Genomic DNA, 13,379 nt, shown 5'->3' with positions numbered 1-13,379 from the left:
TGGGACTTTATTCTTTTTGTAGTTTAATTCTCAAATTTTATACAATGTAATAGTGGTGTGAATTGTATGGTTTTTGGTTATTGAAAACTAGGACATAAGTACAACGCTAAATTAAATGCAAAGCAAAAAGATTACTTTAATCTGAACGATATGAACTCAAAAACAATGCTTCTTAAGCAAACAGAAGATGCCTATCAATGGCTGAATAAATTAGTAGAAAGTATCCCTTATGAAAAATGGGATCAGATACCAGAAAATGTGGAAACTAATGTTACATGGCAAGTGGGGCATTTGATAATGAGTTTCAATTTCCACTCAATTATGACTATCAGAGGTGCACAACCTGAACTTTATCAAAAATTCCCTATTAGAGAATACGCAGATTTATTTATAAATGCTCAACCTTCAGAATGTGTTGGAAAAGTAGAACCTGAAGTATTGATGGAGCATTGTAAAATAGTGCAAAGGAAATCACTAGATATTATAGCATCTCTTGATGAAGCGGATTTGTCAGAAAAACTAGAACCTACAAAAGTTCCTCATCCAATAGCAGATGTTAAATTTGAAGCTTTGGATTGGAATATCAAGCATACTATGTGGCATTGTGGTCAGATTGGTGTCTTGAAAAGGGTTTTGGATAAAAGATACGACTTCGGGTTGAAAGTGTAAGTGTATTTTTGGAGGGCCTTATGCTAATGACTCAGGTTTAATATTTCTTCATAATGAAGAAGTTTTCCACATAGATTCATTAACTTCTCACTCAAACTAAAATATATCTGAATCCATGAACTTTAAAGCATTTTTCAACTATCTCAGCTACTTGCAATATCCACTTATGCTCATTGCAACTTATTTCGCTTTTAGCCCTTACTTATCAGGTTGGGAACACTTGAAACAGCATCCTGAGGTGATCTTTGAAAGTTTAAATCAAGTCTTGATTTTTATGGGATTGGGGACAAGTTTTTCTTCATTACAGGATACTACTAAAACACAAAATAACTTTTCAAAAAAAGTATGGGAAAATCCTACGAAAGGGAAAATTACACTTCTTATTATGTGTATTATGATTCTTACATTTCTTACTACCGGGTTGATCGGATACTTCAAGGCGGGAGATAGCGTTTTAAAAGATTTATCAGTTGGCATAATCGTATTGAGTCTTGGATTGCTAGGATTTTTGAAGACGGCTATTGAAATGTTTGAGTATCATAGGAAAGATAAAGTTATTATTAGTTAGATTGTAATTGATTTTTTGAGAAATCTTAAAACAGTTCAATATTAAACTAAATATAATGAGCAAACCAATAAAACTCGGGCAAACTTACTTGAACAAATCTGTAAAGGTTTATAGAATTTATGCTGGGTTATTTCTTTTGTCTATAGCTGGTTCCACTCTGTTAAAGCCTTATTTTATTAAGGGATCCTACTTTTTGGACTTATTGATTGGTATTCCTGCTTTACCTTTCTTTGTGATGGCACCACTAGGTCTTTATTATACATGGAAGAGTAAAAGATTGAATGAGGAAAACAGAGTACGAAGGTTTAGATATTTTATTGGTCATCTATTTTTTTGTATTCTTATCTGTTTGTTCATTGTAGCTTTTATTAGTGATTTGAATAAATTATTTTCAATTTAAAATTTAGAAAATATCTATTTGAAAATCAACCTCTTGTTTAAATTTGTCTAAGAAGGTACTTCAGAGAATAAAATAAGTATTCTATTTGTTCTTCTTGATTTAGAAAGTAAACAAAATTCTCATATACTTTATACTAAGAAACAGCATGTCATTTATTAAAAATATTTTCTCTCAAAAAGATGCCCCAATAAACACTTATCAAGATTTTTGGGATTGGTTTATGGAAAATGAAAAGGATTTTCATAAGGTCATTAGCACGAAAGGAGATATCGAAGCGAAGTTTTTTGAAAAGCTCCATCCAAAATTGAAAGAACTAAATGAAGGTTTTTGGTATTCCTGTGGAATGCATGATGAAAATACTGCAGAGTTAATCATTACGCCTGAAGGGGTTGTGAAAAACATCGTTTTTGTGGAGGAATTAATCAAAGAAGCTCCTGCTTTAGATAATTGGAAGTTTACGGCTTTGAAACAAGCTGAAGAGATAGACGGTCAAACTATTAATATTGGAGGGCATGTGATAGGTGCAGACAGTTTATCTTTTTATCCTGTTGAGCATAAGAAATACCCTGATGAAATAGATATCGTTATCACTTACAAGAATTATAAAAAGGAAGACGAAGATCTGATCACCAATGGAGTTTATATATTTTTGGATATTTTATTAGGGGAGCTCAATTCAATCTGTATCATAGATAACTTAAAAATCATTTCTGAAGAGAATGTGGATCAGGAACTTATTCCAATTTCAAAACTTCCAAGTTATTTAGTTTGGCGAGAGAAGGAGTTTGTAGAGAAATATAATGGTTTGAGGTATAATACTGATAATGATAATTTTGCAGGTTTGAATGGAACTGTAAATGGAGAATTGCCACTGATAGCCTTATTAAATACAGATCTGTTGAAGTGGGATGCTAAAGCTTCACATCCTTGGGTGTCTATTATTGAATTTACCTACGATGGAGGTGAGAATAGTGGTTTACCCTCAGATGAGGATTATAAACTTTTGGATGAAATAGAAGATGAAATAACTGCTTTGCTGAAAGATTCTGAAGGCTATTTAAATGTCGGAAGACAGACGGCGGAGAATACACGTGAGATCTACTTTGCTTGTCATGATTTCAGACTTCCATCCAAAGTTTTTAAGGAAATAGAAGAGAAATATACGGATCAATTTGAAATTGATTATTCAATCTATAAAGACAAATACTGGCAGACGTTCAATAGGTTTTTAGTAAGCTGATTTTTAAAATTAAAACAATAATGAAATGGGATTTTTTGATTTTTTGAAAGGGAAGAAGAGAGAAGAAAAGCAAAGTACTGAGAGTACATCTGACAACACTAAAAATAAGTTTTTAACCAACATTGAAGACTTTGGTTTTGAAAAATTTGAATTAGGTATTACCGGAAAAGTGAGGGTAGATGGAATTTTGGCTATTGCTGAATTTCTGGACCGAGCAAAAAAACAAGGCATTGAATGCTCACACTCTGTAATGTATGTCAGTCTTTTGGAAGAGGGAGCATTGACAGTTCCTATTGTTATCAATTATGGCGATCAGGCTTACACTCTTTTCTTTATTTATAATGAAGAAGACCTCCTGAAGTATAAATCTTTAGAACAGCATGTTGGAAAAACAGCCTATCCTAATTTGATTTACTTTAGTGCAATACCGATTTATGATGGCTATGAACCTAAAGAAATTATAGAACCTTTTCAATTGGCAGACATGCGTGTAGAAAAAGAGGCTGAGGTAAAAGGTACATACGCGATGTGGTGGTCTAATGATGGAGAAGAGAAATTTGGAGAGTCAGAAACATTAAAGACCTTAACTAAATTATATGATGTTTTTAAGGGCTATGAAACATACTTGTTTGGGTACATTCTCAGACAAACTCGCATCACCGAAAGCACAGAGCTACAACGTTTATCACTTCCGGAAGAATCAGCAAATTTTGTTTTAGTGGCCCCTGAGAATAAACTAATTATGCTGAATATATCACAGGAAAAAGGCATACGTTTCCTATTTCCTACCAACGAAACTACCAAGGAATATAGAGAACGTTTTTTAAGTGGAGTGCTAGTAGATTTTTTATCAACAAGACTTTATTTACAACAGCATCAAGCGAATGAAGATGAAGAAATGGAACCTAACAGTTATGATTGGTTTAATTTTATGGCTAAAGTAACCACAGAGCGTGAGAAAGAAGGGGAAGGTGTTGATTTGGTAGGAGCAATGATGTTGGATTAATGTTTCTTTTAAATAAACGGAGAAATAAGGAAGGACTTTTCGATTGAGAAGTCTTTCTCTTTTTTTACTATGACTATGAAATCAATTTTAATTTTCTTAAGCATCACCTTTTTATTACATCCTGTTGTATACGGTCAACAAGCAGATTTTAATCGAAAGGCAACTGATGACAACATTTTGTCAGGGAATCATATCTTAAGTAATACTCATAATCAATTGGTAGCAAAAGGCTATGGTTTATATCTTGATAGTGTTATCATAAATTCATGTAAGGAACCACAGGTAGTTGTAGTTGATATTGATGAAGATCCTGATGATCTTAAAAATGAGAATGGTGTAGAGGAGGAATATGTAGAGAAGGTGCGTAGTGTTAAATTATTGGAAAATGGTTTTCAGGTTAACATTGACAAAGTATCGAACTGCTGTCAATATTTTCTTTTTGATTGTGCGATTGTCAATGACAACACTCTTGATTTGATTTCTACATCATATGGTACTCATTGTTCTTGTAGTTGTAAGTTTAAAATGACTTTCTATTTTAAGATGATGGATTCTTCTTTTTTTGATAAGCTTAAGGCAGTAACGATAAATGGAGAGAGTACTTGTAATTTAAAAGAACAAAAACCTTAAATTTGAAGAAAGAAATAAGTTTCATATGAAAACAAAAAATATAATTCGATTTGATTGGGCAATTAAAAGGCTTCTTAGAAATAAAGCTGATTACAAAGTATTGGAGGGCTTTTTAACTGAACTTTTGAAAGAAGATATAGAAATAGAAGATATTTTAGAAAGTGAAAATAATCAAATATCAAATGATGATAAATTTAATCGAGTAGATATTTTGGTGAAAAACTCGAAGGGAGAATATGTGATCATTGAGATTCAAAATCAGAAAGAGTATGATTATTTTCATAGAATGTTATATGGAACATCAAAGGTTATTTCAGAGTATTTAAATTTGGGTCAACCCTATAAAGATGTCAAAAAAGTGTATTCCATAAATATTGTCTATTTTGATTTAGGGCAGGGAGACGATTATGTTTATCATGGGAAAACAGAGTTTCATGGAATACATCAATTTGATAAGCTTACGTTGTCACCTAAGCAAAAAGAAATATTAAATGGAAAAGACTTTCCCTATCAATTGTTTCCTGAATATTATGTCATAAAAGTAAATCAATTTGATGATGTAGCTAAAAACACTTTAGATCAATGGATCTATTATTTTAAAAATGATGATATCCAAGAGGAGTTTACCGCAAAAGGTATTGGTGAAGCTAGAGAACTTTGGAGAGTAGATAAATTATCCCCTATAGAAAAGAAAAACTATGAAAAACACATGGAAAACCTTAGTTATAGGGCGAGTATAGAATGGACAATGAAAGTTGATGCTGAAGATAAGATAAGAGCGGATGAAAGAAAACTTGAAAGAATAGAAACGGCGAAAAAAATGAAAGCTAAAGGGATGGATATTACAGTGATATCTGAAATAACAGAACTTACAAAAGATGAAATTAATCGACTTTGATGAAATGATGATTAAATAGCATCTTTAAAAATTCATGAAAATTATAATTACAAGTATTCAAATACTGTTACTGATCTTTGGTTTTAATATAGCTTTCGGTCAAAAACTTATAGTTCAACATGAGGATGAAACTGTAGAATTACAGTACTATGGAATGATGTGCCCTTGTCCTCAATGGGCAACTCCTTATGACATTAAAATGTATAAAAGTTCACTTGGAACTAAAAATGAAATATCAATAGATTCTGTATTTATCATTATCGAACCCCAAAATCCAAATACTATCAACCCCTTTGATTTGAAATATGATAGTACAAACCCTGTGTTTAAATTTACTAGTAGGTTTCTAAAGGGAAGAAAAAAAGGGGTTTCAGAAGGTGGGATTAAGTTCAATTCTCGGGTTTTTGAGTATGCAAATTGCAAAGTTAAATGATGAAATAGAACTTTGACAAACAGTAAATTATCATTAAGTTTAATACAACAACACAACACAGAGAGAATTATCTCAAGCCAATTTCTATTAAACTTTTTACTATGATGCAAACCTTAATCGATTACTTCTCTACGATGCCTTCTTTTCACAGGTCCATTTTATTAGTTGGAGGAATATTATTTTTCTGGATAATAGAAGGGTTTCAGCCGTTATTTCGTTTCAAAGGGCATAATAAATGGAAGCATGCTTTAACCAATATCTTTTTTACATTAACTACAGCTGTTGTCAATTTATCACTGGCCTTTGTGATGGTCAAACTATCGGATTGGACAGTTGTACATCATTTCGGTTATATGCAATGGATGTCTGAATTCCCATTACCCATTGTGTTGATTACAGGGCTGGCTCTAATGGATTTGATTAGTGCTTATAGCATCCATTATTTAAATCACAAGGTAAAATGGTTTTGGTTGTTTCACCTTATTCATCATACCGACACTCATGTTGATACCACAACAGCCAATCGCCATCATCCAGGGGAGAGTTTCTTAAGACTATTTGCTACTACGATAGGTGTTTTCTTGATGGGTGCACCGATTTGGATGATCTTTTTATACCAATCACTTTCCGTGATTTTATCACAGTTCAATCATGCCAATATTGTACTTCCTAAAAAGGTAGATAAAATTTTAAGCTGGGTGATTGTTACTCCTAACATGCATCATGTGCATCATCATTTTCAACAGCCATTGACGGATACAAATTATGGAAATATCTTTTCGATTTGGGATAGGATTTTTGGGACTTATGCAGAGGCAGACAATAGTAAATTAGTTTATGGAGTGGACACGCACATGGAACCGATGGAAAATAGCAGGGTTGCCAACCTTCTTAAAATTCCATTTCAAGAGTATAGAGATATTAAAGAAATCAATAAAAAAGAAGAGGTAAGTAATACTTAATAGCTTATTATCTATTTCCTTTTTTATAGATCATAGATTCCATTTCAACGGCATCTAGAAAATCTTTCCATTGCTCTTCTTTTTCTACAAGATCAATATTGAATGAAGTAAGGTGTTCCTCAATTGTTTTTTTCAGCACAAAAGAAGTGTCACTCAAATACATTGAATGCTTTCTATAATCAATATTATAGATCAGTAAAATGTTCTCGGTGATGTCTTTCTTATCTTGAAAGTCAAAACCTACAGTATAACTTGAAATAATATCATTTAAAGAAACAGACATTTTGTCGTCATACTCTTTAGAAATAATCTTCTGTATACTATCAATATGATTGGCATAAGTCATATCAAATACTGGGTTAATGGTCATAATAATTTAATGGCATGAATAGTTCTGATTTTGCTTTGGATCAAATATACAAGAGAGATTACTTAAGAAACAATGGAATTAATGATAGGATAACAAACTTTTAGTGAAGAGATTTTAATAACAATACGCATTTTGTATTTCTTAAATAATTTTTTGGAAAATAAGGAGAAGTTAGAAGGTTCTACATTTCAATCGGTTGCGATGGAGAGGTAAAAAAAGAGCCAATGAAGGCTCTTGATGATGTATATTGTTATGAGTTCTTTTTTACAAACTTAGAAAGGATCACGATGTGTTGACCGTTTACTCTTCCTTCAATATGTTCTGGATTGTCATGTACTAAAGAAATGTTTCTAACAGCTGTACCTCTTTTGGCTGTGAAATTTGCTCCTTTCACATTCAAATCTTTAATCAGTACCACACTATCACCATTAGAAAGAATAGCTCCATTGCTGTCTTTATGAATTACCTTATCACTTTCATCCACACCTTCGCCTGTAGCTTCAGCCCATGCTTGAGTGTCTTCATCTAAGTAAAGCATTTCAAGTAAATCTTGTGGCCATCCTTCACTTTTCAAACGAGAAAGCATTCTCCATGCCAGTACCTGAACAGCTGGGTTTTCATTCCACATGCTATCATTCAAGCATCTCCAGTGGTTGGCATCCATTTTTTCTTTGTCATTAATCTGCTCTTGGCAAGTAGAACAAACATAAGCATGATCAATACTGTCAGATGAATTTTTTGGCTCTACTAAAAAAGGAGATACATGTTCAGCAGATCCACATAGTTCACAAACACCATTGCTTCTTTTTTGAAGTTCTTTTTCTAAACTCATTTTAGGTTAATTATTTTAAATCTTGTTTAGCACCATAATGCACATCAAAATTGCTGAAAAAATAAGGGATATGATAATTCATAAAGGAATATTAATGGAACGCCACTATTTTTTATTTTGAGTATTCAATTTTAATAACACAATTTTAGATGAAACCCTATTCAAAATACCCTTTTAAGAAAGTAAGAGTTAGTAATTTTATATTGACAACGGTTGACTAAACTATATATTAATTATGGGTAACAATAAAGTACTTCAGGGAAGTGTTTTAAATGTCTTTCTTTCCTTTTCTATTCCAACAGTATTGGGTATGCTTGCTGTGACCTCGGCAGGGATTATTGATGGAATGTTTGTTGGGAATTATGTGGGAACTGAAGCATTGGCAGCCATTTCACTTTGTGCTCCTATTTTCTCATTACTTTTCGGTCTGCCTATCCTATTTTCTACAGGAGGAGAGGTTTTCTGCGGGAAGTTTATTGGAGAAGGGAATCTTGAAAAAGCACAAAAGATATTCACCAATATCATTATTCTAGTGGGAATTATCAGTTGCTCATTAACGGTAATTGGTTTATTCTTCGTTGAGGATATAGCTGTTTTTCTAGGTGCAGATCCCACAATTCAACCTCTTGTTGTAACCTATTTACAGATTATTATTGGTATGTCCCCTGTATTGTCTTGTTATGCGTTTACCTATTTTACAAGAGTTGATGGACTCCCAAACTTGAGTTTTGTTTCATTACTGTTGGTCGCAGTGACAAATACTGTTTTAGATTACCTTTTTATTGTACAACTGGATTGGGGAGTAAAAGGAGCAGCATTAGGTACGTCAATGTCCTATTTTGTATTACCCGTTTTATTATTACCTCATTTCTTAAGGCAGAAAGGAAAGTTGAAGTTTAAATTCACAGGTTTTGATTGGAAAATCCTCAAAGACATCGCTTATAATGGCTCTTCAGAGTTTTTCAGTGAATTGTCAGGAGGCTTTTTATTCTATTTGATCAATCTCCAAATGATGAAATATTATGGTACAGTTGGTGTGGCGGCATATGCCATTGTAGGCTACTTGATGTATTTTATGATTATGCTGTGCTATGGAATGTCGGATGCTTTAAAGTCAATAGTGAGTGTGAATTTTGGAGCAAAGTTGATGGATAGAGTGAAAGACTTTCTTACAATTTCTTTGACTTCTGCAGTATTGCTTGGCGGTATTTTGGCTTTACTGACGACATTTTTTGTAGAACAATATATTGATTTGTTTCTGGAAGATGACAGAGTGACAACCAGGGTATTGACAGAGCAATTTACATTATCGGCAGCGCCTATCTTAGTGATACTTGGAGTGAATGTTTTATTGTCAGCCTTCTTTACCTCATTACATCACCCCAAACCATCGTTAATTATTTCATTATTAAGAACATTGATATTTCCGGTAAGTTTGGTGCTTTTACTTACTCACTTTTTTGGAGGAGAAGGTGTTATTGATGCAATTGTTTTATCAGAGGTGTTAACGCTTTGTGTTTCCGGTTATTTGTATTGGAAACATTTGAGAAAAATATAAGCAGTTGCACATTTAAAATTGGAATAAGTTGGATTATTATTTTTGAGTCTAATCGAGGCAGAATAGAAGCGCATAGCTGAAGCTACGTGATGATATTCTAACGAAAAGTAGGCTAAAAAAGGAAATCCAAAACTTCCGATTTTAATTGTACAACTGCTTAAAAGAAAGCCCACAATTCATTTCATAAAATTGTGGGCTCTTATTTTAGTTAAAAGGATCCGAATGATCGGGGTTATTGATAAATTCTTCATCAGTGAGTAAATGAAGAAAAGCAATTATGGCTTCTTTTTCCTTTTGAGTGAGATGTAATTTGATGGGATCTCCGGGGAAAATAGGTTCATTACTCGCTTCTTGAATCAAAGGATCAAGTGTACGGCTTCTTTTGACATGTTGGTCATAATGTTCTAATACTTCCTCCAGCGTATTAAATCTCCCATCGTGCATATAAGGTGCGGTGAGGGCAATATTACGTAGCGTCGGGGCTTTGAATTTACCCTTGTCAAACTGATTTTCTGTTACGCCCATCAACCCTTCTTTAAGGTTGTCATCATCATCCAATCCATTATTATGAAAGCCTCTGAAGCTTACTGGATCACCGGAAGTAAGTACACCAAGATGGCAGTCTCCGCAGTTTCCGCCACGAATTTCACCAGCAATTGGATGCGTAAGGAAAAGGCTCATTCCCAATTCTTCTTGTTCAGTAGGTTGATAAGTACCTTTAATAATCTGATCATATTTTGAATTGGCGGAAATTAAGGTTCTCTCAAATTGAGCGATAGCTTTTCCAATTTTATCAGCAGTAATTTCTGAACTGCCAAAAGCAAGATTAAACATTGGAGGGTATCTTTCGTCTTGTGAAAGCCTTTCAACCACTTCATCCAATGTCATATCCATTTCCAAAACATTTTCAATAGGGCCGAGTGCTTGATCTTCCATACTCGGAGAGCGTCCGTCCCAGAAGAATTTTCCACTCCACATCAAATTTACAGTAGACATACTACTGAAGTCTCCCGTTCTGCCATGTATACCTTCAGCCTTTGCTTTTCCATCTGTAAAGGCAAGTTTCTGCTGATGGCACGTACCGCAAGAGGTGGAGTGATCTCTCGATAATTGAGGATCATAAAACAGCATCCGTCCTAATTCAACACCTTTTACGGTTGTCGGATTATCTTCTGGTAAAACATACTGTTTCCCGAAGTGTTCGGGGATTTTTAAATCAAAAGGTTGATTGTTGATCGGTTCTGACTCCTCACAACTGGATAATATGGATAAAAGCAACGATAAAAAGATGAATTTTCTAGATTGCATGTTACTTAGGTTTGCTTTGAAAATACAATTTTTTTAGGAATAATAAAATTGTAATGTGGAGAGTCCCGATAACTTTAGCTGTAGACTGTTAAAACTTTTAAAAGCTATTGGAAAGCTGTTTGAAGTATTGTAAACTTGCGTGAAATATATAAACATCAAGAAACCTACTCAATTAGATAAGGTGCCAACCGAGCAAGTAAAGCCACGGTGGTAAAATAGATGTGGTCTGATTCATGACAAAAAAACGGAATCCCCCCTCATAGTTTTTCTTGGTGTTTGTAATGTTGAACAATAAAACATTAAAACAATGCTAGAGAAATCTCCTTTCGATTTAACTTTACAAGAGTGTTACGACATATTGAAAAATAGATTTGTCACTAATTCTTCAGAAGTAAAATACAGAAACTTGACAATGCTTCAAGCGGAAAGACTTTTAGGCTTAAGAAATATCAACGATCATTCAAGCCCTAAGTTATACGGTCATCACCTGTTAGTGAAAATTGAAGAAGGCTTAAAATAATTCTCTCTTGAAATAGTGATTGGGAAGCCATACAATAAAGGTTGTTCCTTGGTCCACTCTAGATATGATGGACAAATGACCTCTTAGTCGTTTGATGGCTTGCTCCACAATGTAAAGACCTATACCAGAACCTACATATTCAGTGTGTGCTCTGAAGAAAATTTCAGTAACCCGGTGTATGTATTCTTGTGGTATGCCAATACCGTTGTCTTCAAAGATGATGCAGGTATCATTTTCCTCTACATTAATGGAAATGTTCAAGAGGTTGGTGTCATGAAAACGGTTTCTGCTTCTGAATTGGAAAGCGTTATGAATGATATTTTGAGCTATAGAAGTGACTTTTTTGATATCACTGACAAAAGGAAAGTTTTGATTTGAAGTAATATTGACCTCAAATTCTACATCCAATGCTTTTGAAGTAGAGGTCACAGTGTCTTTTATCAATTGTTCTATATCAATGGTAACATTTTCATTGGGTGTTCTTGCTATGCGTGCAAACTCCAAGATCTCGCTGATAAAGTTATCCATCTTTTCGAGGCTTTTTTGCTGTAGTTGCAATTGACTTTTCACCTCTTCCATCTCGTTTTCCTGTTGGCTTACAAAAACAAGCCCTAGTGCAGAAGCAAGGGGAGCACGTAAGTCATGAGAAATGTGATAGATTAACGCATCAAGCTCATTATTGGATTTTTGTAACAGAAGTTGAGTATGCCTAAGACGGTCCTGTTGCTTCTTCAAGATAGATTCTTGTCGAAAGCGGTCGGAGATATCTTTTCCTATAATTTTAAAACTTCTGGTAGTAGATTGATAAATTACTTTCACCATCAAAGTAAATATCCTGTGTTTGTCTCTTTTGAATCTAATTTTTTCAGACTGAGTAGTCATTGTAGACTTGGCCTTCAAAATGATGTTCTCAAGCAATTCATAATCGCTTCCAAAAACGTAATCCATGATATGCTCTTTTGATCTTCCGAGCTTTTCTTCCCAAGCAAAATTTCCTCTCTGAATGTTCCATAGCTTATCAATATTGACCATTAAATCAAATGATTCTTGAAAACTGCTATCTTCCTGAGGTGCTGTATCAACTTTATCGTCAATCTGACTGATGACTAATTTGTAGGTGTCAATAAGAGGCTGTAATTGTAATGCGTAATCCTCGTCAAATTCCCCTTTTTTATCGCAAAGCCCTACAACGCCAATTAATTCTTTTTGAAAAAGGATAGGAATCAGTAAATGCGAAGACCAAGGCAATCCCTTTACTAATCGATCTTCATCATAACTAATGATCGGTTCTGATAGGTTTTCAGTGTATTTTAAAAAATAATAGGCTTTAGAAACTTCTTTAAACGGCAAGGCACTGTCTAGCATTGATTTATTAAAAAGGTTTAAGGTGTTTAAGCTTGCCTTTTTTTCCACTAAGTACTTATAATTCTTAATGCCGTCTTGATGGTCAAGAATACCTAAAAATCCGTATTTGCAATTGGAAGCTTTAGCTAAGTTTTCTATGCTTTCTTTTAATATTTCTAATGGTTTTTTTTTGCTAAGCAGATGACTATGAATCTCACCTATCAGTCGGAGAACCAAGCCATCTAGATGTGATTGCTGGGACATAATACATTACAATTTTATCGTTGATGTTTATAGAACACCATTTTTACTTGAGAAGTTGTTTGGATTAAAAATCAGAACTTTAACTTATGTAATATTTAAAGAGATAGGTGATTGAATAAATTGAATGTTGAATGCTTTTTGTCTATTAACCTACAGTAGCTAATTGTCTTTAATTGATGTATGATGGGGTATTATGTGTGATATGTGCAATGAAATAGTATTATTTTAATAGAACAAATGAGAGCTGTTTCTCCTTTTTCTTGAGTTTGACACTTGAAAACAATAAAAAACACATTATCAACTATGTATGTAAAAGCGTGTCTCACTACACTATTTCTGTAAGTAGTTAATAATGTGACCTTTAGATGTTATACTTG

14 protein-coding genes and 1 riboswitch are annotated in these 13,379 nt (G+C 33.6%); of the genes, 10 read left to right on the top strand and 4 right to left on the bottom strand.

What is annotated here, in order from left to right:
* Positions 1-150: 150 nt before the first annotated feature.
* From HHU12_RS25940 to HHU12_RS25905, 8 genes are all read left to right on the top strand, one after another.
* On the top strand, positions 151-669 hold the full coding sequence (locus HHU12_RS25940) for a DinB family protein (RefSeq protein ID WP_169659650.1): 519 nt from the start codon (positions 151-153) through the stop codon (positions 667-669).
* Positions 670-784: 115 nt separating this feature from the next.
* Positions 785-1,237, top strand: coding sequence for a hypothetical protein (locus tag HHU12_RS25935; protein WP_169659649.1), 453 nt, complete (start codon positions 785-787; stop codon positions 1,235-1,237).
* 545 nt (positions 1,238-1,782) lie between these two features.
* Positions 1,783-2,877, top strand: a complete 1,095-nt coding sequence (locus HHU12_RS25930) for a DUF695 domain-containing protein (RefSeq protein WP_169659648.1) — start codon at positions 1,783-1,785, stop codon at positions 2,875-2,877.
* A gap of 25 nt (positions 2,878-2,902) precedes the next feature.
* Entirely contained in the window at positions 2,903-3,883 is a 981-nt protein-coding gene (locus HHU12_RS25925; RefSeq protein WP_169659647.1) for a hypothetical protein, read from the top strand.
* A 75-nt stretch (positions 3,884-3,958) separates the two neighbouring features.
* Positions 3,959-4,513 (top strand): hypothetical protein, encoded by a 555-nt coding sequence (locus tag HHU12_RS25920; RefSeq protein ID WP_169659646.1) that lies wholly within the window; start codon positions 3,959-3,961, stop codon positions 4,511-4,513.
* Between the two features lie 25 nt (positions 4,514-4,538).
* Complete coding sequence (locus HHU12_RS25915) at positions 4,539-5,411, top strand: Rpn family recombination-promoting nuclease/putative transposase (RefSeq protein WP_169659645.1); 873 nt, start codon at positions 4,539-4,541, stop codon at positions 5,409-5,411.
* 34 nt (positions 5,412-5,445) lie between these two features.
* Positions 5,446-5,844 carry a hypothetical protein gene (locus HHU12_RS25910; RefSeq protein ID WP_169659644.1) on the top strand — a complete coding sequence of 133 codons (399 nt, stop codon included), beginning with the start codon at positions 5,446-5,448 and terminating at the stop codon, positions 5,842-5,844.
* 101 nt (positions 5,845-5,945) lie between these two features.
* Entirely contained in the window at positions 5,946-6,806 is an 861-nt protein-coding gene (locus HHU12_RS25905) for a sterol desaturase family protein (protein WP_317170540.1), read from the top strand.
* Positions 6,807-6,813: 7 nt separating this feature from the next.
* Here the strand turns inward: HHU12_RS25905 and HHU12_RS25900 are convergent, their stop codons facing one another.
* Entirely contained in the window at positions 6,814-7,176 is a 363-nt protein-coding gene (locus tag HHU12_RS25900) for a hypothetical protein (protein ID WP_169659643.1), read from the bottom strand.
* 250 nt (positions 7,177-7,426) lie between these two features.
* Complete coding sequence (locus HHU12_RS25895) at positions 7,427-8,008, bottom strand: PhnA domain-containing protein (RefSeq protein WP_169659642.1); 582 nt, start codon at positions 8,006-8,008, stop codon at positions 7,427-7,429.
* A 235-nt stretch (positions 8,009-8,243) separates the two neighbouring features.
* Here HHU12_RS25895 and HHU12_RS25890 point away from each other — a divergent pair, with 235 nt between their 5' ends.
* Positions 8,244-9,566 (top strand): MATE family efflux transporter, encoded by a 1,323-nt coding sequence (locus tag HHU12_RS25890; RefSeq protein ID WP_169659641.1) that lies wholly within the window; start codon positions 8,244-8,246, stop codon positions 9,564-9,566.
* A 204-nt stretch (positions 9,567-9,770) separates the two neighbouring features.
* Here the strand turns inward: HHU12_RS25890 and HHU12_RS25885 are convergent, their stop codons facing one another.
* A complete protein-coding gene (locus HHU12_RS25885; RefSeq protein WP_169659640.1) occupies positions 9,771-10,874 on the bottom strand; it encodes a cytochrome-c peroxidase in 1,104 nt (367 codons plus the stop codon).
* A 147-nt stretch (positions 10,875-11,021) separates the two neighbouring features.
* Positions 11,022-11,128: riboswitch (SAM-I-IV-variant riboswitch) on the top strand.
* A gap of 53 nt (positions 11,129-11,181) precedes the next feature.
* Between HHU12_RS25885 and HHU12_RS25880 the strand changes: the two genes are divergently transcribed.
* On the top strand, positions 11,182-11,394 hold the full coding sequence (locus HHU12_RS25880) for a hypothetical protein (protein WP_169659639.1): 213 nt from the start codon (positions 11,182-11,184) through the stop codon (positions 11,392-11,394).
* Here HHU12_RS25880 and HHU12_RS25875 read toward each other — a convergent pair.
* Positions 11,386-13,002 (bottom strand): sensor histidine kinase, encoded by a 1,617-nt coding sequence (locus HHU12_RS25875; RefSeq protein ID WP_169659638.1) that lies wholly within the window; start codon positions 13,000-13,002, stop codon positions 11,386-11,388. The genes HHU12_RS25880 and HHU12_RS25875 overlap by 9 nt on opposite strands.
* Positions 13,003-13,379: the final 377 nt, after the last annotated feature.

Origin of the sequence: Flammeovirga aprica JL-4 (assembly GCF_012844305.1) — a bacterium.
GTDB lineage: Bacteria > Bacteroidota > Bacteroidia > Cytophagales > Flammeovirgaceae > Flammeovirga > Flammeovirga aprica.
This window is presented reverse-complemented; position numbering and strand designations above follow the sequence as displayed.